Origin of the sequence: uncultured Microbacterium sp., assembly GCF_963521695.1 — a bacterium.
Taxonomy (GTDB): domain Bacteria; phylum Actinomycetota; class Actinomycetes; order Actinomycetales; family Microbacteriaceae; genus Microbacterium.
Genome location: NZ_CAUQWC010000027.1, coordinates 1 through 21250, shown reverse-complemented (window position 1 = coordinate 21250; position 21250 = coordinate 1). Strand labels below are relative to the sequence as shown.

General features: G+C 69.9%; 18 protein-coding genes and 1 pseudogene. 11 read left to right on the top strand and 8 right to left on the bottom strand.

The features are described 5' to 3' along the window. Positions 1 to 606: pseudogene (locus tag RWP81_RS03630) on the top strand (hypothetical protein); the annotation flags it as partial. Positions 607 to 623: 17 nt separating this feature from the next. On the opposite strand, the gene sucB reads toward RWP81_RS03630, so the two are convergent. Genes sucB through RWP81_RS03615 form a run of 3 tightly spaced genes read right to left on the bottom strand, consistent with a single transcriptional unit; the run spans position 624 to position 5272 of the window. Then, positions 624 to 2381 carry a 2-oxoglutarate dehydrogenase, E2 component, dihydrolipoamide succinyltransferase gene (sucB, locus tag RWP81_RS03625; RefSeq protein ID WP_314452346.1) on the bottom strand — a complete coding sequence of 586 codons (1758 nt, stop codon included), beginning with the start codon at positions 2379 to 2381 and terminating at the stop codon, positions 624 to 626. Positions 2382 to 2435: 54 nt separating this feature from the next. Further along, positions 2436 to 3809: a dihydrolipoyl dehydrogenase gene (gene lpdA, locus RWP81_RS03620; RefSeq protein ID WP_314452344.1), complete on the bottom strand. Its 1374-nt coding sequence runs from the start codon at positions 3807 to 3809 to the stop codon at positions 2436 to 2438. Next, on the bottom strand, positions 3806 to 5272 hold the full coding sequence (locus RWP81_RS03615; RefSeq protein ID WP_314452341.1) for a leucyl aminopeptidase: 1467 nt from the start codon (positions 5270 to 5272) through the stop codon (positions 3806 to 3808). The genes lpdA and RWP81_RS03615 overlap by 4 nt, the downstream gene beginning before the upstream one ends. 84 nt (positions 5273 to 5356) lie before the next feature. Between RWP81_RS03615 and RWP81_RS03610 the strand changes: the two genes are divergently transcribed. From RWP81_RS03610 to RWP81_RS03600, 3 genes are all read left to right on the top strand, one after another. Beyond that, positions 5357 to 6283 (top strand): PAC2 family protein, encoded by a 927-nt coding sequence (locus tag RWP81_RS03610; RefSeq protein WP_314452339.1) that lies wholly within the window; start codon positions 5357 to 5359, stop codon positions 6281 to 6283. Between the two features lie 276 nt (positions 6284 to 6559). After that, positions 6560 to 7888, top strand: a complete 1329-nt coding sequence (locus tag RWP81_RS03605) for an RNA polymerase sigma factor (protein ID WP_314452337.1) — start codon at positions 6560 to 6562, stop codon at positions 7886 to 7888. Beyond that, entirely contained in the window at positions 7885 to 8583 is a 699-nt protein-coding gene (locus RWP81_RS03600; protein WP_314452335.1) for a coenzyme F420-0:L-glutamate ligase, read from the top strand. Before RWP81_RS03605 ends, RWP81_RS03600 begins: the two co-directional genes overlap by 4 nt. A gap of 322 nt (positions 8584 to 8905) precedes the next feature. Here the strand turns inward: RWP81_RS03600 and RWP81_RS03595 are convergent, their stop codons facing one another. Beyond that, on the bottom strand, positions 8906 to 9928 hold the full coding sequence (locus RWP81_RS03595; RefSeq protein ID WP_314452333.1) for a sugar-transfer associated ATP-grasp domain-containing protein: 1023 nt from the start codon (positions 9926 to 9928) through the stop codon (positions 8906 to 8908). A 45-nt stretch (positions 9929 to 9973) separates the two neighbouring features. On the opposite strand from RWP81_RS03595, the gene RWP81_RS03590 reads away from it, so the two are divergent. Continuing rightward, on the top strand, positions 9974 to 10609 hold the full coding sequence (locus tag RWP81_RS03590; RefSeq protein ID WP_314452331.1) for an alanine racemase C-terminal domain-containing protein: 636 nt from the start codon (positions 9974 to 9976) through the stop codon (positions 10607 to 10609). Next, the gene (locus RWP81_RS03585) at positions 10606 to 11637 is read left to right on the top strand and encodes an alanine racemase (protein ID WP_314452330.1); all 1032 of its coding nucleotides are present in this window, start codon (positions 10606 to 10608) and stop codon (positions 11635 to 11637) included. Before RWP81_RS03590 ends, RWP81_RS03585 begins: the two co-directional genes overlap by 4 nt. A gap of 70 nt (positions 11638 to 11707) precedes the next feature. Here the strand turns inward: RWP81_RS03585 and RWP81_RS03580 are convergent, their stop codons facing one another. After that, positions 11708 to 11926 carry a hypothetical protein gene (locus RWP81_RS03580; protein WP_055954644.1) on the bottom strand — a complete coding sequence of 73 codons (219 nt, stop codon included), beginning with the start codon at positions 11924 to 11926 and terminating at the stop codon, positions 11708 to 11710. 165 nt (positions 11927 to 12091) lie between these two features. Between RWP81_RS03580 and RWP81_RS03575 the strand changes: the two genes are divergently transcribed. Further along, complete coding sequence (locus tag RWP81_RS03575) at positions 12092 to 14161, top strand: DNA topoisomerase IV subunit B (RefSeq protein ID WP_314452328.1); 2070 nt, start codon at positions 12092 to 12094, stop codon at positions 14159 to 14161. 191 nt (positions 14162 to 14352) lie between these two features. Here the strand turns inward: RWP81_RS03575 and RWP81_RS03570 are convergent, their stop codons facing one another. After that, positions 14353 to 16818, bottom strand: coding sequence for a DNA topoisomerase IV subunit A (locus RWP81_RS03570; protein WP_314452325.1), 2466 nt, complete (start codon positions 16816 to 16818; stop codon positions 14353 to 14355). A 70-nt stretch (positions 16819 to 16888) separates the two neighbouring features. On the opposite strand from RWP81_RS03570, the gene RWP81_RS03565 reads away from it, so the two are divergent. After that, positions 16889 to 18007: an alkaline phosphatase family protein gene (locus RWP81_RS03565; RefSeq protein ID WP_314452323.1), complete on the top strand. Its 1119-nt coding sequence runs from the start codon at positions 16889 to 16891 to the stop codon at positions 18005 to 18007. A 45-nt stretch (positions 18008 to 18052) separates the two neighbouring features. On the opposite strand, the gene sepH is transcribed toward RWP81_RS03565, so the two are convergent. Next, positions 18053 to 19078, bottom strand: coding sequence for a septation protein SepH (sepH, locus tag RWP81_RS03560; RefSeq protein WP_314452322.1), 1026 nt, complete (start codon positions 19076 to 19078; stop codon positions 18053 to 18055). A 221-nt stretch (positions 19079 to 19299) separates the two neighbouring features. Between sepH and RWP81_RS03555 the strand changes: the two genes are divergently transcribed. Next, positions 19300 to 19593 (top strand): DUF4193 domain-containing protein, encoded by a 294-nt coding sequence (locus RWP81_RS03555; RefSeq protein ID WP_055954659.1) that lies wholly within the window; start codon positions 19300 to 19302, stop codon positions 19591 to 19593. On the opposite strand, the gene RWP81_RS03550 is transcribed toward RWP81_RS03555, so the two are convergent. Then, positions 19568 to 20059: a DUF3093 domain-containing protein gene (locus RWP81_RS03550; RefSeq protein ID WP_055954662.1), complete on the bottom strand. Its 492-nt coding sequence runs from the start codon at positions 20057 to 20059 to the stop codon at positions 19568 to 19570. The two genes, RWP81_RS03555 and RWP81_RS03550, sit on opposite strands and share 26 nt — an antisense overlap. 12 nt (positions 20060 to 20071) lie before the next feature. Here RWP81_RS03550 and dut point away from each other — a divergent pair, with 12 nt between their 5' ends. Together dut and RWP81_RS03540 are read left to right on the top strand one after the other, a co-directional pair. After that, positions 20072 to 20527, top strand: coding sequence for a dUTP diphosphatase (dut, locus tag RWP81_RS03545; protein WP_314452319.1), 456 nt, complete (start codon positions 20072 to 20074; stop codon positions 20525 to 20527). Further along, positions 20524 to 21156, top strand: coding sequence for a DUF3710 domain-containing protein (locus RWP81_RS03540; RefSeq protein WP_243223511.1), 633 nt, complete (start codon positions 20524 to 20526; stop codon positions 21154 to 21156). The genes dut and RWP81_RS03540 overlap by 4 nt, the downstream gene beginning before the upstream one ends. The last annotated feature ends 94 nt before the right edge of the window (positions 21157 to 21250 follow it).

Sequence of the window (21250 nt, the reverse complement as noted above, 5' to 3'; positions counted from 1 at the left end):
GTGCACGAGGTGCTGCGAGACGTGCTTGCGCGAGGGCGCAGCTCGCACGCAGTTCGGTTCGGCGCGCTGTGCACCTCCGGCGCGGTCGTCGTGGTGGCGGGTCTGCTCCTATGGCCGACTCACGACGGGTCGGCGGCATCGGCGCCCGAGCCGTCGGTCTCACGCGTCACCGGCGAGTCCCCGTCGGCGACGGCACCATCGGCGTCGGCCCCGGCCGCCGACGCGCAGCCGGCGTCCGTTGCACCAACGGTGACAGCTCGGTCAGTGCCGTCCGACGAGGCCCTGGGCGAGGCCGAACAGCAGCCACAGGCGAACCCTTCGTCGCCCGGCGAGTTCGTCGGGACCGCCCGTGACCTGTTCGCGGAGATCGATCAATGCCTCGGTGATACCGCCTGCGTGGCGGCACACGAGGAGGACTCGGAGTTCCCGCGCGAGCCGCTGCTCGCCGGAGCGGACGACGCCGACATCCGCCTCATCGACGACTTCGGCGGAGTCGTCGTCATCCGGCTCAGTATCGACTCCACCACGCAGTACGTGACGCTCGTCCGGCAGAAAGACCGATGGCTGGTCCGCGCCGTCAGAACGGTCGCGGACCAGCCATCATGAGCCGGTGTTCAGCCTCGTCAGATGCCGAGGTCGCCTTCGAACTGCGCCGCCTCGAGACGTGCCTTGACCGCGCCGAGGAAGCGGGCGGCATCCGCACCGTCGATCGTGCGGTGGTCGTACGACAGCGCGAGGTACACGTAGGAGCGCACCGAGATCGCGTCCTTGCCGTCGACCGACACGACACCCGGTTTCTTCACGACGGCGCCGAGACCGAGGATGGCCGACTGCGGCAGGAAGACGATCGGGGTGTCGAACAGCGCACCGCGCGAACCGGTGTTGGTCAGCGTGAACGTGCCGCCCGCGAGCTCGTCGGGCTTCAGCTTGTTGTCGCGCGTGCGCGCAGCGAGATCGGCGATCTCGCGAGCGAGCTGCGCGATGTTCTTGTCGCCCGCCTCCTTGATGACCGGCGTCAGCAGACCGCGCTCGGTGTCGACCGCGATCGCGACGTTCTCCTGGGCGGGGTAGACGATCTCGTCGCCCTCGACCGTGGAGTTGATGATCGGGTACGACTTGAGCGCCTCGATGGCCGCGATCGCGAAGAACGGCAGGAACGACAGCTTGTCGCCGGTCTTCTGCTGGAACTCGCCCTTCATACGGTCGCGGAGGGCGGCGACCTTCGTCACGTCGACCTCGACGACCGTCGTCAGCTGCGCCGTCGCCTGCATCGACGCGACGGCGCGCTCGGCGATGACCTTGCGCAGACGCGACATCTTCTGGGTGGTGCCGCGCAGCGGCGAGACCTCCACCGGCGCGGGAGCTGCGGCGGGCGCGGCAGCCGCGGGATCGGACGACGCGGCGGGTGCGGCCTTGGCCGCCTCGGCCGCCTTCAGCACGTCTTCCTTGCGGATGCGACCGCCCACGCCGCTGCCCGTGACCGAGGCCAGGTCGACGCCCTGCTGCTGCGCCAGACGGCGCACGAGGGGCGTGACGTAGGTGATGTCGTCGTTCGACGACGCGGCCGGAGCTGCGGGCTTCTCCTGCACAGCCGGGGCGGCGGGCTTCTCTTCTGCGGCCGGGGCCGGGGCGGCGGGCTTGTCCTCCGCGGGCGAGGGCTTCTCCGCGGCGGGGGCAGGCTGCTCGGCCGGCTTCTCTTCGACGGCCGGAGCGGCGGGGGCTTCGGGCTGCGCCGCGGGGGCCGCACCGCTGCCGATGCGGGCGAGGGCGGCACCGACGTTGACCGTCTCGTCTTCCTGCACGAGGATCTCCTGCAGCGTGCCCGCGACGGGCGAGGGGATCTCGGTGTCGACCTTGTCGGTCGAGATCTCCAGCAGCGGCTCATCGACGGCGACGTCATCGCCGACGGCCTTGAGCCAACGGGTCACCGTTCCCTCGGTCACGCTCTCGCCCAGTTCGGGCAGCGTGACCTCGGTCGAGTCGCCATCGGCAGCCGGGGCCGACTGCTCTGCCGGGGCCGACTGCTCTGCCGGGGCCGACTGCTCGGCCGGCGCGGACTCGGCGGGCGCGGCCTCCTCGGCGGGAGCCGACTCTTCTTCGGCCGGAGCGGCCTGCGGGGCGTCGTCGGACGACGACGCGCCCGAGCCGTCACCGATCTTTGCGAGGACGGCGCCGACCTCGACGGTCTCGTCTTCCTGGACGAGGATCTCTTCGATCACGCCCGCGACGGGCGAGGGGATCTCGGTGTCGACCTTGTCGGTCGAGATCTCCAGCAGACCCTCGTCCTCCTGGACGGTGTCACCGACCTGCTTGAGCCAGCGGGTGACCGTTCCCTCGGTAACGCTCTCGCCGAGAGCGGGGAGGACGACGGAAGTGCTCATGAATAGTTCTCCTTCGTACCGGATGCGGTATCTAGCTTAGTGACCGGTTTGTGGTCAGAGTGCGTGCAGGGGCTTGCCGGCGAGGGCCAGGAAGGCCTCGCCCAGCGCCTCGCTCTGGGTGGGGTGGGCGTGGACGAACGGCGCGATGTCTTCCGGGTGCGCTTCCCATCCGACGGCGAGTTGCGCCTCGGAGATGAGCTCGCCCACCCGATCGCCCACGAGATGCGCCCCGATGACGGGCCCGTCGACCCGCCGGACGATCTTGACGATGCCCGAGGTGCCGATGATTTCGCTGCGGCCGTTGCCGGCGAGGTTGTACTCGTACGCCTTCACGGCCTCGGATCCATAACGATCCTGGGCCTGCGCTTCGGTGAGCCCGACGGAGGCCACTTCCGGGTGCGAATAGGCGACGCGGGGAACGTGCACGTCGGGTACGAGCACGGGCGACAAGCCCGCGATCTCCTCGGCGACGAAGATGCCCTGCTGGAACCCGCGGTGCGCGAGTTGCAGGCCGGGCACGATGTCGCCCACGGCCCAGACGTGCGCGGATGCGGTGCGCAGACGGTCGTCGGTCTGCACGAAGCCCCGGTCGAGCACGACTCCCGCGTCCTCGTAGCCGAGGCCCGCTGTCACGGGTCCGCGGCCGACAGCGACGAGGACGTAGTCGGCGACGAGCTCCGATCCGTCGTCGAGGGTGACGGTCGCGGCGTCCGCGGTCTGCGACAGCGAGGCGAAGCGACGACCGAGCTGGAACGAGATCCCGCGCTTGCGGAAAGCGCGCTCCAGCGCCTTGCTCGACGACACGTCCTCGGCGGGCAGCAGGTGCGGCAGCGCCTCGACGATCGTGACCTCGACGCCGAACGAGCGCCACACGCTGGCGAACTCGACGCCGATGACCCCGCCGCCCAGCACCACCACGCGCTCGGGGATGACGTCGAGATCCAGCGCCTGGTCGCTCGTCAGGACGCGGCCGCCGATCTCGAGGCCCGGCAGACTCCGGCTGTACGAGCCGGTCGCCAAGATGACGTCGGTGCCGCGGTACACGTCGTCGCCGACGCGGACGGCGGGACCGGCCTCGAGCGTGCCCTCGCCGGACACGACGCGGATGCCGCGCGCCGAGATGAGACCCTCGAGGCCCTTGAACTTCTTGGCGACGATGCCCTCGCGGTAGGCACGCACGCGAACGGGGTCGATCCCCCCGAGGGTGACGTCGACGCCGATGTCGGCGGCGCCCCGCGCGGCGTCGGCCACCTCGCCCGCGTGCAGCAGAGCCTTGGTCGGGATGCACCCGCGGTGCAGACACGTGCCGCCGAGCTTGTCCTTCTCGACCAGCACGACGTCTTTTCCGAGCTCGGCGAGGCGGATCGCCGCGGCGTACCCGCCGCTTCCGCCGCCCAGCACGACGACGTCTGCCGTGTACTCCGTCATCGCGCAGCCTCCGCGGAGAGCATCTCGACGAGCGAACGGACCGTCGCGCCGGTCACACCCTTGTCGGTGTACCCGAACGGCGCCGACTTGTTCATACCGACTCCGGCGATGTCGAGGTGCACCCAGGGGATGCGGGCGGCGTCCGCATTGTCGGAGACCCGACCGATGAAGTGCCGCAAGAAGAGTCCGGCGAAGAGCGAGCCGCCCGCCGGGTCGCCGATCTTGGCGTTCTGCAGATCGGCGATGGGGGAGTCGAGGTCGTCGACCATGTGGTCGGGCAGCGGCAGCTGCCATGCCGGCTCGGAGGCTCGGCCGGCCGCCGCGAGGTACCCCGCCACGGCGTCGTCGTCGCCCATGACACCGGCGTGGCGATTGCCGAGGGCGACCGTGATGGCACCCGTCAGCGTCGCCACATCGACGATGAGGTCGGGCTTCTCGCGGCTGGCCGCAGCCAGACCGTCGGCCAGCACCAGGCGCCCCTCCGCATCCGTGTTCAGCACCTCGACGGTGGTGCCGTCGAGCGTGCGCAGGACGTCTCCGGGGCGGATGGCCCGGCCGGACGGCATGTTGTCGGCGATGCACAGCCACGCGCTGACCTTGACGGGCAGGCGCATCTCGGCTGCGGCTTTCAGCACCGCGAGCACGGTGGCGGCGCCGCACATGTCGTATTTCATCCCGACCATGGATGCCGCGGGCTTGAGCGACAGTCCGCCGGTGTCGAACGTGATGCCCTTGCCGACCAGCGCGACGTGACGCTCGGCACCCGCGGGGGAGTAGTCCAACCGCACCAGGCGGGGCGGACGGTCGGACCCCTGCCCGACACCCAGGATGCCGCCGTACCCGCCCTCGCGGAGGGCCGCCTCGTCGAGCACCTCGACTTCGACGGGGAGTCCCTCGACGGCCTTGACCGCAGCGTCGGCGAAGTCAGCGGGTCCGAGCCACTCGGCGGGGGTGGTCACCAGGTCTTTCACCAGCGCCACAGCGCCCGAGACGGCGGCGACGGCCACGGTGTCGGCATCGGACGGCGCCGCGGACGCGACGACGCTGACGCGCGACGCGCGCACCTTTGCGGACTTCTTCTTGTAGTCGGCGAAGCGATAGCCGCCGAGGGCCGCACCCTCGGCCAATGGACGCCACGGCGCGTCGACGAGAGCCTGGACCGCCACGTGCGCGAACCCGGTGAGCTGACGAACGCCCGTACCCGCGGCATCCCGGAGCGCCGAGTCGCTCGGATCGGTGCCCGCGCCCACGACTGCCAGCGGCGTGTTCACGCCCGGCACGTGCACGCGCTGGAAGGAGCCGGTCGCGCCCGTGAAGCCGACGGCCGACAGTGCGCCGCCGAGGCCGTCCCATCCGTCGGGATCCGGTGCCCCTTCCGAAACAGTCGGGACGATCAGGAGGATCGCGTCGGCGTCGGACTCGAGAACGGGGGCGTCGGTGTACGCCACAGAGGGGAAGGGCATGGTGTCCATCCTAGGTTCGCGCGTGTTCGCTAGCAGCGGGACGCACCGCCGCCGGCCCGGGGGGAGCGCTCGTAAAGTGGACGCATGCCCGTATCCGCACCGCTGTACGACCGCGCTCCCGCGGCACCGCCCGTGCCGTCGGGTTTGCCGCTGGTGATCTCGCTCACCGGGTTCACCGACGCCGGTGGCGCCGTGACGCGGTTGGTCGAGTACTTCCGCAACGACCTCGAGCCCAACCCCGTGGTCGTGTTCGACAACGACCTCCTGCTCGACTACCGCGCACGCCGGCCGCTCATCACCTTCGTCGAGGATCACCTCACCGACTACCGTCCCGCGCGTCTCGAGCTGTCGCTTGCGCACGACTCGACGGGGCAGCCCTTCCTTCTGCTGGCCGGCTACGAGCCCGACTTCCTGTGGGAGGCCTTCGCCGAGTCCGTGCTCGAGCTGGCTGCCGGGCTCCAGGTGTCGTCGGTGACGTGGGTGCACGCGATCCCCATGCCCGTGCCGCACACGCGCCCGATCGGCACCACGGTCAGCGGGACCCGCCCCGATCTCGCCGAGGCCCACTCGGTCTGGCGTCCCCACACGCAGGTCCCGTCGACGGCGGGCCACCTGCTGGAGTTCCGCTTCGCCGAGGCCGGAGCCAAGGTGGTCGGCTTCGCCCTCCTCGTTCCCCATTACCTGGGCGACACCGAGTACCCGGCGGCCGCCCTGGCCGCCCTCGACAGCCTGACCGCTGCCACGGGCCTCGAATTCTCGGGCGAGGTGCTGCGCGAAGAGAATCGCGAGTTCCTGACGAAGGTCACCGAGCAGGTCGAGGCCAGCGACGAGCTCACGCGCATGCTCGAGAACCTCGAAGAGCGTTACGACGCCTACATGGCGGGCTCGACGCAGGCGACGCCGATCATCCACACGGGCGATCTGCCCAGCGCCGACGAGTTGGCCGCCGAGTTGGAGCGCTTCCTCGCGACACGTCCCGGCGACGACGATCGCCGCGGCAAGCTGGGCTGACCCCACGACGGCGGCTCCCCGCCGACGACGTGGGAAGGATCCCGGATGCCGAGTCTCGGCATCCGGGAATGCTCGTCGGCGCATCCGCGTTGTCTACGCATAGATCCCCGGTCCGCGTCAAGTCCTGGTCCGAGGATGTGAGACAATAAAGAACCTGACCCATTGTCAACCGGTCCAGGAGCCCCCGCTCCTCGGATCGGGACTTGACAAGGGTCTTACTAGTGTCCGAGAACGACCGGCGGCCGTGCAACGTACGTTCCCGGTGAAAGGCGAAACGTGGCAGGCACGACAACCAAGACCCGCTCCCGGAGTGCGAAGGACGCCGAGCTCGAGAACTCCGAGGAGACCGTGACGGCGTCGACGACGACGACCGCGAAGAAGGCTCCCGCCAAGAAGGCCCCCGCCAAGGCCAAGGCCGCGCCGGCCAAGGCGAAGACGAAGGCGAAGAAAGACGACGACCTCGACGAAGACGAAGAGGTCGACGAAGAGGCCGAGGTCGTTCTCGAGGCCGACGACAGTGACGACTCGGAAGACTCCGACGACGCCGTCAAGAGCGACGCAAAGAAGTCCGACGACGATGACGACGACGATGCCCCGGCCAAACCCGCCGAGGTCCTGCCCCAGGGTGCGATCGTCATCTCCTCCAGCGACGAAGACGACGTCCCCGTCTACTCGGCACAGATCACCGGTGCCACGGCCGACCCGGTCAAGGACTACCTGAAGCAGATCGGTAAAGTCCCTCTGCTGAACGCGGCCGAAGAGGTCGAGCTCGCGATGCGCATCGAGGCGGGCCTGTTCGCCGAAGAGAAGCTGTCGAACATGTCGGCGGCCGAGAAGACGAGCCAGCTCGGTCTCGACCTGCAGTGGGTCGCCCGTGACGGTCAGCGCGCCAAGAGCCACCTGCTGGGCGCCAACCTGCGCCTGGTCGTTTCGCTCGCGAAGCGCTACACCGGTCGCGGCATGCAGTTCCTCGACCTCATCCAGGAGGGCAACCTGGGCCTGATCCGTGCGGTCGAGAAGTTCGACTACACCAAGGGCTTCAAGTTCTCGACCTACGCCACCTGGTGGATCCGCCAGGCGATCACGCGCGCGATGGCCGACCAGGCCCGCACCATCCGCATCCCGGTGCACATGGTCGAGGTCATCAACAAGCTGGCGCGTGTTCAGCGTCAGATGCTGCAGGACCTCGGTCGCGAACCCACGCCCGAAGAGCTCAGCCGCGAACTCGACATGACCCCCGAGAAGGTCATCGAGGTGCAGAAGTACGGCCGCGAGCCGATCTCGCTGCACACCCCCCTCGGTGAAGACGGCGACAGCGAGTTCGGTGACCTCATCGAGGACACCGAGGCCGTCGTCCCCGCCGACGCGGTGGGATTCACCATGCTGCAGCGTCAGCTGGAGTCGCTCCTCGATTCGCTCAGCGAGCGTGAGGCGGGCGTGATCCGCATGCGCTTCGGCCTCGGTGACGGTCAGCCCAAGACCCTCGACCAGATCGGCGACACGTTCGGCGTCACGCGTGAGCGCATCCGCCAGATCGAGTCGAAGACCATGGCGAAGCTGCGTCACCCCAGCCGCTCGCAGTCGCTCCGGGATTACCTCGAATGAGCGGCGAGGCCAACGCCGGCAAGGCGCTCACCCGCACCGTCGAGGGCACGTCGTACGCCCGCATCCCGATCCGCACCCGGGTCGTCATGCCGGGCGACGACCTCGACGCCTTCATCCGCGAGTACGCGAAAGATGCCGTGCAGCCGGGCGACCTGCTGTTCGTCACCGAGAAGATCGTCGCGATCACGCAGGGACGCTCGTACACGCTCGACAGCATCAAGCCCCGCAAGCTCGCGCTGTTCCTGTCGAAGTACGTCACCCGCACGCCCTACGGCATCGGGCTCGGCATGCCCGAGACGATGGAGATGGCGCTGCGCGAGTGCGGGACGCCCCGCATCCTGATCGCAGCGGCCGTCTCGGCCGTGACGAAGGCGTTCGGGCGCAAGGGCGACTTCTACCGCATCGCCGGCGACAAGGCCCGCGCGATCGACGGCCCCACCTCGGGCACGATCCCGCCGTACAACCAGGCCGTGGTGCTGGGGCCCGACCGCCCCCGCGAGGTCGCTGCACGCCTGAAGTCGCTGCTCGGTGGCGACCTGCAGGTAGCGGTCGTCGACATCAACGACCTGGGTGGCAACATCCTCGGTTCGACGATGGACAAAGCCGGAGAAAAGCGCCTCGTGGCGATCTTGAAAGACAATCCGCTCGGTCAGGGACACGAGTCCACGCCGCTGGGCATCGTCCGCCACGGCTGACAGAGACACCTTGAAGGCCCGTTCCGTTCGCCGGGACGGGCCTTCGGTGTTCCCGGATGCCACGGCTCGTCACGGATGCCGCGGCTCGGGCGGACCCTTCGCAAGCTCAGGGTCGTCGCCAACCGAGGTGGCTGAGCCTGCCGAAGCCACCGCCTCCGCCGAACCCTCCCGCCCGGGGGGGGGGTGAGCCTGTCGAAGCCACCGGCGCCCATTCGACCCCGGACCCTTCTACAAGCTCCGGGGCCTCCTACGCCGCCCGTCGACGCCGGAGCGGCAGAAGGGCCCACCCCCTCACGGGAGCGGGCCCGCCCGGCATCCGGTGTCAGAAACCGATAGCGGCCTGGTAGCGCGGCTTGTGACCGGTGCGGATACCGGTGACGCTCGGCTTGTTCTCGTAGACGCCCGCACCCCAGTTGCCCTCGACGAGCACGGGGCCGTCGGGGCCGACGACGATGTCCCAGCCGACGTACTGCACCTGGGGTACGACGCGCGCCACCTGGTCGACGAAGGCCTTGACCTCGTCGATCAGCGGCAGTCGGAAGTCGGCGATGCGGACGCCCGAATCGGGGTGCAGCTCGTGCACGTGCCCGTGGGAGTCGTAGCCGGCGCCGAGCGCGCGGCCGTCGTCGTCGAGCATCGTATAGAAGCCGCCGAAGGTCATCTGGTCACTCACGGCGCCGCGGCCGAACTTCTGTGCCATCGCGAGGATGTGCGTCGTCTCCCCGTCGAAGAATGCGGTGACGCGCGTGGTGTTCACGGTGCCGGGGCAGACCGCGGCGAGGTCGTCGTGCTGGCGGATGACCTCCTCGACGAGGATCTCGCCGCGTTCGAGCAGACCGCGGTGGAAGGCGTCCCAGTCCGCGACCTCGGCCGCGTGGTAGCGGTGCACACCGGTTCCCGCCTGTCCGACCGGCTCTTTCGTGACGATGGTGCCGAGACGCTCGGCGAAGGCGCGCAACTCGTCGACGTTGTCGGCATCGACCACCATCCACTCGCGGCGGAGGAACTCGCTGAAACGACGATCGAAGGCGACTTTGTCCTGGAAGATGCCGCGGAAGTCGGGGTGGTCGTACTTCTGCGAGATCTGGTTCGACACCGGGTGCGTCATGTAGGTCGCACGCTCGGCCGGCGTGAGGATCGCGAAGTCGTAGTCGATGTAGTCCTGGAACCCGACGTTCTTCACGCCCGCCTGGAAGAGCATGTCGCCGACGACGAGCGGCAGCGATTTTCCGTGCTGCGCCGAGGCCTCTTTGGCCCGTTCGATCACCGAACCCACGTCGATGCGGCGGGCGCGTCCGGCGAGGTAGCGCAGACGGGTGACGGGGGAGAAGCCGTGGGTAGGCATGCACGCTCCGGGGTCGGGGACGACGGACCCCGTTAGTCTAGATGTGTGACCTCCACGCTCCCTGCCCGCGCGCCCGGGGCCGGGACGGTGGCGCCGGTGGCCCTAGTGTCCGACGCGGCGCTGCGGCGCAACGCCGGGCGGGCCGTGGGCGGTCGCGACGACGTGCTGACAGCGGACGGCTGGGGCCACGGCGCCGAATGGGTGACCTCCGTGCTCGCCGATCTCGGGATGGATGCCGCGGCCCTCGACGCCGCGGTCCTGTACGGCCTCCCGGGTTCGGGCACCACGCCCGTCCTGTCGCTGCGCGGACGCGCACTGGGAACGAAGCCGTTGCTGCGGGGCGAGGGCGTCTCGTACGGCTACACCCACCGCGCGTCCGCCGACACGAACGTGGCGCTCGTCACGGGCGGGTACGCGCAGGGCGTGGTGCGCTCCCTGGGCAACGCGGTCACCGTGGCGATCGAGGGGCGGCGCCACCCGATCGTCGGTCGCGTCGCGATGGACGTCTGCGTCGTCGACGTCGGTGACACCCCGATCCCGCGCGGCACCGAGGTCGTCTTCTTCGGCGACCCGGCCGCCGGCCACCCCTCGCTCGCGGAGTGGACGGATGCCACGGGCTGGACCGCAGCCGAGATCGTCGCCGCCGTGGGCGCACGGTCCGACCGCCGGGTGTCCGCGTGAGCGCGGTCTACCGCGTCGATCTCGACGCCTTCGCACGCAATCTCCACAGCGTGCGCGCGGCCGTGGCGCCTGCGGCGCACATGCTCGTCGTCAAGGACGACGCGTACGCCCACGGGCTCGATGCCCTCGTGCGCCGGGCGTGGGACGAGGGCGTCCGCTGGTTCGGCGCCTTCGACGTCGCGACCGGAGGCGCGGTGCGCGCGGCCGTCGGCCCCGAAGCCCGCATCTTCGTCTGGCTCATCGGCGGGGTCGACGACCTCGCGGCCGGCGCGGCCGCCGACCTCGACCTCGGCATCGGCGACGAGGCGCTGCTCGACGACCTCGCCACTCTCACCGGGGGCCCGGCCCGTGTACACCTCAAGATCGACACGGGCCTGCACCGCAACGGCATCCGTCCCGAGCAGTGGGACAGCGCCCTCGCGCGGACCGCCGTCCTCATCGCCGACGGTCGAGCGGTCTTCGAGGGGATCTGGTCGCACATCTCCGAAGCCTCGGATGCCGACGACGACGACGCCCGAGCGCTGTTCCTCGCCGCGCGCGACGCCGCGCGCGCCGCGGGCCTTCACCCCCGCTTCTCCCACTTGGCCGCCAGCGCCGCCGGCTTCGCCCGCGGGGAGTTCCGCGAAGACCTCGTGCGGGTCGGGGCGTTCTCGTACGGCATCCGTCCCGCCGGGGGCCCCGACGAGACCAAGCTGGGCATCGAACCCGTCGCCGCCCTGGTCGCGACCGTGACCGCCGTCGATCCGGCGGGCGTGCATCTCGACGTGGGGAGCCTGCACGGCCTGCCGAGCGCCCTTTCCGGGCGCTTCGATGTGGTCACCCCCGCAGGTCCCCGCCGCGTCGAGGACATCGGTGCGACCGCGAGCGTCGTCGCGCCGTGGGACGACGCCCGGACGGGTGACGAGATCGTCGTCTTCGGTCGGGGGGCACTGCACAGCGCGACCGATCTCGCGGAGATGATCGACACCATCGGCGAGGAGATCTCGTTGCGCGTGTCGCCCTCGCTCCCTCGCGTCTACACGGCGTGAACGTCAGGACACAGAAAAGGCCCCGTCCCGCTTCGTGAGGAGCGGTCGGGGCCGGATCTGGTGTGAGGGCTCAGTCGGCGGACGAAAGGCGCGCGGTCTCGTCGTGCCACGACGTGGCGATGCTGCGCAGCTTCTCTTCGTACTTGCGTCCGTGGTGCGCGCAGAACAGCAGCTCGCTGCCGTTGACCTCGGCGGCGATGTAAGCCTGCGCGCCGCAGGAGTCGCAGCGATCCGCCGCCGTCAGACGGTGGTCGAGAACAATCGCGTCGGGTGCGGTCGTGGTGGTCATCTCGGGTGCCCTCCTCATGTGGTCGTGGGCGAGTCTCCATATACAACCACGTGGATGTTTCCCCTATGCCGCGCCTTGATCACATTTCGCTGTGCGCGTACGGTGACCCGACCTCGCTGTGTGTCTGCCAGGCGATGTCGGCGGCCCCGATTACGCTGGGAGATCGTGACGTCCGAGTACTCCGCCCACCACCTGCAGGTCCTCGAAGGCCTCGAAGCCGTGCGCAAGCGCCCCGGAATGTACATCGGCTCCACCGACTCCCGCGGCCTCATGCACTGCCTCTGGGAGATCATCGACAACTCCGTCGATGAAGCCCTCGCCGGCCACGGCACCCGCATCGACATCGTGCTGCACGCCGACGGCAGCGTCGAGGTGCGCGACCGCGCGCGCGGCATCCCCGTCGACGTCGAACCGCGCACAGGTCTGACGGGTGTCGAGGTGGTCTTCACCAAGCTCCACGCGGGAGGAAAGTTCGGTGGCGGCTCGTACGCGGCATCCGGTGGTCTTCACGGTGTCGGCGCGTCGGTCGTGAACGCCCTGTCGGAACGCCTCGATGTCGAGGTCGACCGCGGCGGCAAGACCTACGCGATGTCGTTCCACCGCGGCGAGCCCGGGCTCTTCGCCGGAGACGGTCCCGATGCACCCTTCACGCCATTCGAGCGCAGCAGCGAGCTGCGGGTCATCGGCAAAGCGCCGCGCGGTGTCACGGGCACGCGCATCCGGTACTGGGCCGACCGGCAGATCTTCACGAAGGACGCAGCCTTCGGCCACGACGAACTCGTGCAGCGGGTGCGCCAGACGGCGTTCCTCGTGCCCGGGCTCGAGCTCGTGGTGTTCGACGAGCGCGCGGAAGAACCGGTCGAGACGAGCTACCGCTTCGACGGGGGCATCTCGGAGTTCGCGGAGTTCCTCGCCCCCGATGCCGCGGTCACCGACACCTGGCGCCTGAACGGCACCGGAACGTTCACCGAGACCGTACCGGTGCTGCAGCCCGGCGGTTCGATGATTCCGACCGAGGTGCAGCGCGAGTGCGAGGTCGACATCGCTGTGCGCTGGGGGACCGGTTACGACACCACCTCGCGCTCCTTCGTCAACATCATCGCCACGCCCAAGGGCGGGACCCACCAGCAGGGCTTCGAGCTGGGGCTGATGAAGGTGCTGCGCGCGCAGGTGGAGCAGAACGCCCGCAAGCTCAAGGTGGGGAACGACAAGGTCGAGAAAGACGACCTGCTCGCCGGCCTCACCGCGGTGTTGACCGTGCGCCTTCCCGAGCCGCAGTTCGAGGGGCAGACCAAAGAGGTGCTGGGCACCCCCGCGGTGCGCCAGATCGTGGCATCCGTCGTCCAGAAAGAACTGGCGGAGCGATTCGCTTCACCCAAGCGCGACGACAAGGCGCAGACCGCTCAGCTGCTCGAGAAGATCGTGTCCGAGATGAAGGCGCGCATCTCGGCTCGCACGCACAAAGAGACGCAGCGTCGGAAGAACGCGCTCGAGTCGTCGTCGCTGCCGTCGAAGCTCGTCGACTGCCGCTCGAACGACGTCGACAATTCCGAGCTGTTCATCGTCGAGGGAAACTCCGCCCTCGGCACCGCGCGTGACGCACGCAACAGCGAATACCAGGCGCTGCTGCCCATCCGCGGCAAGATCCTCAACACGCAGAAGGCGTCGATCAGCGACATGCTGTCGAACGCGGAGTGCGCCTCGATCATCCAGGTCATCGGGGCCGGGTCGGGTCGGTCCTTCGACCTCAGTGCCGCCCGCTACGGCAAGATCATCCTCATGAGCGACGCCGACGTCGACGGCGCGCACATCCGCACCCTGCTGCTGACGTTGTTCTTCCGCTACATGCGCCCTCTGGTCGAGGCCGGGCGGGTCTTCGCGGCCGTACCGCCGCTGCACCGCGTCATCGTGATGAACCCGGGCTCCAAGCCCAACGAGACGATCTACACGTACAGCGAGCAGGAGCTGCACACGTTGCTCGCACGCCTCAAGAAGTCGAACAAGCGCTGGCAGGAGCCCATCCAGCGCTACAAGGGCCTCGGCGAGATGGATGCCGACCAGCTCGCAACCACCACCATGGACCGCGCCGGGCGCACGCTTCGTCGTGTTCGCGTGCAGGACATGGAGGGCGCAGCCCAGGTGTTCGACCTGCTGATGGGCAGCGAGGTCGCGCCGCGCCGCGAGTTCATCGTGCATTCCAGTGACCGATTGGCCCGCGAGAGCATCGACGTCTGATTACGGAGCCCTCCGCGGCCATGGCGGCCGCCGGTCCGAGTTCGGCGGAGGAGGTCAGGGGCCTCCCGGCCGGCCGAACCGTCACGCGGAGGTCGTTCCCGACACGCCGACGTGACGGCACCGCGAATCGGTGTGTCACCCACAGAATCCGCGCGACGGTCCCGCCGCCCGCTGGGCCTCGAGTCGCGACGTCAGCGGACGACGGTACCTATCGCGCCCACCGCGGCGTCGAGGGGCTGGCCCGAGGCGTCGCGCTTGGCGCCCGGCTCGGGCAGCGCCCGCACCGAACCATCCGCACCCACCGCGCGCGGTTCGACACCGACCCAGGCAAGTACGAGGGCGTCTTCGCCTCGCAGCAACCGCTGTGCACGGACGCCGCCGGTGGCGCGCCCCTTCGCGGGGAACTCCGTGAACGCCGAGACCTTCGCGCTGCCCGCGTCGGTGCCGGCAAGCGCGGCCGACGATCCGGCCACGGTGACCACGACGGCGTCGAACGCCGAGGCACCCACGACGGCGAAGGCGATGGCGCGCGCCCCGTCGGACAGGCGGATGCCGGCCATCCCTCCCGCCGAGCGCCCCTGCGGCCGCACAGACGACGCATCGAAGCGCAGCAGCTGCGCGTCGTCGGCGACGAACACCAACTCCGCGTTGTCGCCCGCGGGGGCGGCTCCGACCACGCGGTCCCCCTCGCGCAGCGCGATGATCTCGATCTCGTCCTTCGTCCCCAGCTCGCTCGCCGCGACCCGCTTGACCACACCCTGCTCGGTACCGAGGGCGATGGTGGGACCGTCGGTCAGGGGAACGAGGCCGATGACCGTCTCGCCCTTACCGAGCGCCAGGTACTGTTCGACCTTCATGCCCGCGGCCACCTGCACCGAATTGGCCGGCACCGAGGGCAGGTCGACGGGGGAGAAGCGCACGAGGCGCCCCGCGGAGGTGACCGCACCGATGTCGCCGCGCGTGGTGGTGTCGACGGAGGAGCGGATCGCATCGTGCTTCGAGCGGCGGGTGGGCGCGACCACGCCGCCGCCGGGGGCATCGGCGACGAGCTCCGCCCGCACCATGCGACCGGTGGCCGACAGGTAGACGCGGCAGGGCGCGTCGGCGATCTGCAGGTCCGCGGCCTCGGCGGCCTTGGCCGAGCGAGGTTGGACGGGCCCGCCGTTGAGCAGCAGGGTCCGTCGCGGTGTGCCGTACGCCTCGGCCGCGGCATCCAGTTCTCGGGCCACCTGCTGTCGCAGCAGCGTCTCGCTGCCGAGCAACTCGACGAGCTGCGCGATCTCGGCATTCAACTGGTCGCGCTCGGCCTCGAGCTCGATACGCGAGAACTTCGTCAGGCGCCGCAGACGCAGCTCGAGGATGTACTCGGCCTGCGGATGCGAGAGGTCGAACACCTCCTGCAGCTTCGAGCGCGCCTGCTCGCCGTCGTCGGACGAACGGATGACCTGGATGACCTCGTCGATGTCGAGGATCGCGATGAGCAGGCCCTCGACGAGGTGCAGCCGCTCGCGCCGGCGCGCCAGGCGGTATTCGCTGCGCCGGGTGACGACGCGGATGCGGTGATCGAGGTACACGCGCAGGAGGTCGCGCAACCCGAGGGTCTGCGGCTGCCCGTCTACCAGGGCGACGTTGTTGATGCCGAAGGAGTCCTCGAGCGGCGTGAGCCGGTACAGGTGCTCGAGGACGGCCTTGGGGTCGAACCCGGTCTTGATGCCGATGACCAGCCGCAGACCGTGATGGCGATCGGAGAGATCGGTGACGTCCGCGATGCCGGCCAGTTTTTTCGCCTGCACGGCGTCTTTGATCTTCTCGATCACCCGCTCCGCACCCACGAGGTACGGCAGCTCCGTGATGACGATGCCGGTCCGACGCGGGCCGAGAGATTCGATCGAGGCCTTCGCCCGCGTGCGGAAGGTGCCGCGACCGTTCGTGTACGCGTCCTTGATGCCGTCGAGGCCGACGATGATGCCGCCCGTGGGAAGATCGGGGCCGGGGACGAACTCCATGAGCTCCTCCACCGTGGCATCCGGGTGCTGGAGCAGGTGCGTCGCCGCCGAGACGACCTCGACGAGGTTGTGCGGCGCCATGTTGGTGGCCATGCCGACCGCGATACCCGTCGCCCCGTTCACGAGGAGGTTGGGGAAGGCCGCTGGCAAAACCTCGGGCTGCTGGAACTGGCCGTCGTAGTTCGGGATGAAGTCGACGACGTCTTCGTCGAGGTTCTCGGTGAGGGCCAGGGCCGGGGGAGCGAGACGGGCCTCGGTGTAGCGCGAGGCCGCCGGGCCGTCGTCGAGCGAGCCGAAGTTGCCGTGACCGTCGACCAGAGGCACGCGGAGCGTGAAGTGCTGCGCGAGGCGCACCAGGGCGTCGTAGATCGGCGCGTCGCCGTGGGGGTGCAGCTTTCCCATGACCTCGCCGACCACGCGGGCGCTCTTGACGTGACCGCGGTCGGGCCGCAGCCCCATCTCGGCCATCTGGTACAGGATGCGGCGCTGTACGGGCTTGAGACCGTCTCGGGCGTCGGGGAGGGCACGCGAGTAGATGACCGAGTAGGCGTACTCGAGGAACGACCCCTGCATCTCGGTCGACACATCGACGTCTTCGATGCGCTCGACGACGGGCGACGTCGCGGCGGAAGAGGAACGGGAATCGGGCATAGGAGGGCCTCGGGTCGGGCGGGCGTCCGGGACGGACGGGAATCGGGAGCCGTGTGGAAGACTTGCCCCGATGTCACTCAGCTTACCGGCGGACCCGCCGCGCTCTCGGAGCCTCACCGGTGTCCTGACGCAGTCCGTCGCGGCGTTGGACGGGTCGTCCGAGTGGTTCGCCCCTGCGCGGAGCGTCATCGTCTTCCTCGTCGACGGTCTCGGCGCGCACAACCTCGCCGCTCGTCGCGGTCATGCGCGATTCCTGGCCGCCGCCGGTGGTCGTCGCGACGTCGCGCGGACGGTGTTCCCCTCGACCACGGCCGCAGCCCTCACCAGTCTGCTGACGGGGGTCGACCCGGGCGTGCACGGCATCGTCGGCTACCGCACACGGATCCCGGGCACGCTGATCGCCTCCAATCAGCTTCACGGGTGGGAGACCGACGGGCTGGACCCGCACTCCTGGCAGCGCCGCGAACCGCTCTTCGCCGCCCTCCCCGATCGGGCGTTCGTCGTGTCCAAGCCGATGTACACCGGGACCGGCTTCACCGAGGCGACGCTGCGGGGGGCTGCTTTCTTCCCCTCCGACGACCTCGACGAGCGAGTGACGATCGCGGCCGACCTGGCCGCTCGGCATCCGGGTTCCCTCACTTACTTGTACGCCCCCGAGCTCGACACCGCCGGGCACCGCGACGGCTGGGAGTCCGACCGCTGGACCGACGCGCTCGAACGCATCGACAGCGCCGCCCGCCGACTCACCGAGGCCGTCGATCCGCGCACCGGTGTGATCGTCACCGCCGATCACGGCATGGTCGACGTGCCGGTGCACAAGCACGTGCTGCTGCGCGAGGGCGACCCGCTGCTCGACGGCGTCGCCCTCGTCGGCGGAGAGCCGCGCATGCTCCACCTCTACGCCGAGGACGGAGGCGCGGATGCCGTCGCCGCGGCGTGGAAAGAGGGCGAGCCCGGTCGCGCCTGGGTCATGACGCGCGACGAGGCGATCTCCGCCGGTCTCTTCGGCGCGGTCGACGACGAGGTCGTTCCCCGTATCGGCGACGTGCTGGTCGCCGCACGCGGACGCTTCGCCTACTACGACGATCGCGAGGCCGACAAGCGCCCGCAGCGGATGGTGGGCCAGCACGGCTCGCTCACCGACGAAGAGCGCACGGTCCCGCTCCTGCGCCTCGGCGCGTTCGCCTGAGACCCGTGGATGCCGAAGATCCCGGCATCCGTGGGATGCGCGCTGTCAGCTCTCGTCGGACCGCGCACCGAAGACGATCTCGTCCCATGAAGGCATCGACGGGCGCCCCTTCGCACGGCGGGCCGAATCGGCCTGCGGACGTTCGGGCTCGGGCGAGGGGGCCGCGGGCTCGTCGACGAATCCCGGCTCGACGGCGTCGAACAGCGCCACGGGCGGGCCCGACGGACGCGGCTCCGGCTCGACCTCGGTGATGCCGGGTAGCGGCTCGCGCTGTCCGCGGCGGCGACGAAGTGCCTCGAGCAGGTCGGCGGTCTCGGCCGAGGTCACGGGAGCGTCGGGTGCACGCTTGATCGCGGCCGCCTGCACGGCCGGGGCGACCGGTCCCGTGGCCTCCACGCCCGGTTCGTCCTCGATGTCGAGGCGTCGGGGACCGAAGGACCCGCTGTCGAAGCGCGAGTCGTCTTTCTGCACGGTGTCGAGGGCGCGCAGGCGCGGGATGAGCCCTTCGGGCAGCGATCCCTGACGCGAGAGCTGGATCGCGTCGGCGTTCTGGGGCGAAAGCGTGCTCCGACGCGGATCGAATCCCCATCGGGCATCGTGGTCGACGCCGTTGGCGGTGAACTCGAGCTTCACCAGCCAGCTCGCGCCCTCTTTCCAGCTCGTCCACCGCTCGGCCGAGGCGGCCGCCTCGGAGAGCTTGGCGCGGACGGCTGCGCCGAAGGTGATCGGGGCGTCGTGCTCGATGGTGCCGCCGAGCAGCACCGGCACCGCGAGGGCTTGGCTGACGACGTGCTCGCGCTCGGCGAGGACGGGACCCTCGAAGCGTTCGATGTCTTCGATGCGCGCGTTCAGCAGAGACGCGACCTCGCGGGCGGACATGCCGGCCCGGATGTGCGCCTGGATCTCGCGGGGGCTGGGACGCGGGGCGCGGTCGTCGTCTTCACGGTCCCGGCGTGCGCGGCGCGCTTCCACGCGCAGCACCTCGTCGAGTGCGAGGGCGAAGCGTTCGCCGGCCTGGGTCGCCACGACGAGGACGTCATCCTCGGTTCCGATGACTTTGAGCTGTTCCATGCGAAACACCCCTCCGATCTGCGGTCAGGGCCCATGCTGACATGCCCACCCCGTGCTTTCGGGAATATCGCGGGCGCGCCGCGAGTTTCACGCCTCGCCCGGCACGCATACCCCTTCGGGAGCATTTGCTTATCGAAGGCCGGTCATGCAAACTATGGCCGCCCGATCGGGCACCCGATGGGGCACAGCACCACGAAATCCGGAAGTAGAGACCTGCACGCATGGCAACCGATTACGACGCACCGCGCAAGACCGAGGACGACAGCGAGTCGATCGAGGCCCTCAAGGAGCGCGTGCCCGACAAGGCGTCGGGGTCGATCGACAACGAGGATGCCGACAACCCTTCGGGCTTCGAACTGCCCGGCGCCGACCTCTCCGACATCGAGCTCGATGTCGTCGTCCTTCCCCCGCAGGAGGACGAGTTCACCTGCATGAGCTGCTTCCTGGTGAAGCACCGCTCCCAGATCGCTGAAGAGAGCGGCCCCGGCTTCATCTGCCTGGAGTGCGCAGCCTGACCTGAGCGCGCTGGATCGCCGCCACCAGGCGATCCGGCGTGCGGGTCGAGATGACCCACATCGGGGTCGGGTCGTCGGGATCGTTCACCGGCACCGTCACGATGCCGTCGATCCCGCCCCGGATGACATGCCACGCCCGGCGATCGAGCCCGCTGCCGCGCGCGGTACGGGCCTCATCGGCCACGACTCCCGCGGGCTCACCCAGCAGATCCACGGCGATGTGCGCGCGCCCGGCGCGCAATTCGCCGTCGCGCACCTCCACGATCGGCGAGAGGGCGAGCAGCGCCACCACGATGGCCACCGACACGACCAGCCCGATGAACAGGGCGAGGGTCGTGTCGAGCGGTGAGAAGACCACGGCGGCCATGGGCCCGCACACGGCGGCGGCGACGAGCGCCCACAGGGACGGACTCAGACGCTCGCGATACTCGGCTGCGGTGCGAATGCCGCACCCCCTCTTCTGCATTACCCTCGTGGGGTGACCGAAACGGTGGATGTCCTCATTGTCGCATCCGAGCCCCCGGTCTTCGCCCACCCGGGCGACGCCGGTGCCGACCTGACCGCCGCGGAGGCGGTTCGCCTCGAACCCGGCCGCCGCGCGCTCGTGTCGACGGGCGTGCGGATCGCCCTGCCGGAGGGGCACGCGGCCTTCGTGGTACCCCGCAGCGGCCTCGCCGCCAAGCACGGCATCACCATCGTCAACTCGCCCGGCACGATCGACGCCGGCTATCGCGGCGAGATCAAGGTGGCGCTGTTGAACACCGACCTCCACGAGGCCTATGACATCGCGGTCGGCGACCGCATCGCCCAGCTCATCGTGTTGCCCGTCCCGCCCGTGCGCTTCGTCTCCGTCGACGACCTACCCGACAGCGCGCGCGGCGACGGCGGCTTCGGATCGAGCGGATACCAGAGCCTGCAAGGGAGCACCCGATGACCGACGACGAGACGCAGACCACCCCCGAGGCGGAGCAGCCCGTGACCGACCTCGCCCCGCCCGCCAAGAGCGCGCCGATCGACCGCGAGAGCGCCGGTCCCTTCGACGAGGCCGAGGCCAACCCGGTGCGCCCCTACATCGATCTCGGCGGCATCAAGATCCTGCCCCGCGAGGGCCTCAACCTCCGCCTCGAGGTCGAGGAGCAGACCAAGCGCATCGTCGCCGTCGGCCTCGATTACGCCGACTCGACCCTGCAGGTGCAGCCCTTCGCCGCCCCGCGCACGAGCGGTCTGTGGCAAGAGACACGCGAGCAGATCCGTCAGCAGGTCAAGCAGCAGGGTGGCCGCGTCGAGGAGCGCGAAGGCCCCCTCGGCCCGGAGCTGCTCGCCGAGGTGCCCGTCATGGCGGGTGCCGACGTCGCCTCGCAGCGTCTTGCTCGTTTCGTCGGCGTCGACGGCCCGCGTTGGTTCCTGCGCGGAGTCGTCGGGGGAGCCGCGACCAGCGACATCGAGGCCGCGGCCGCCGTCGAAGACCTGTTCCGATCGATCGTCGTCGTGCGCGGCACCTCGCCGATGCCGCCGCGCGATCTGATCCCGCTCCGGATGCCGGGCACCGCCGGCACCGCATGAGCGACGACCCGACCCGGCCGGCGCCCGACGGCGACCGCGTTCCGCTCGAGCCGCCCACGGCAGCCGAGAGCGTCGGAGCGGCGCTCGGGAGCGC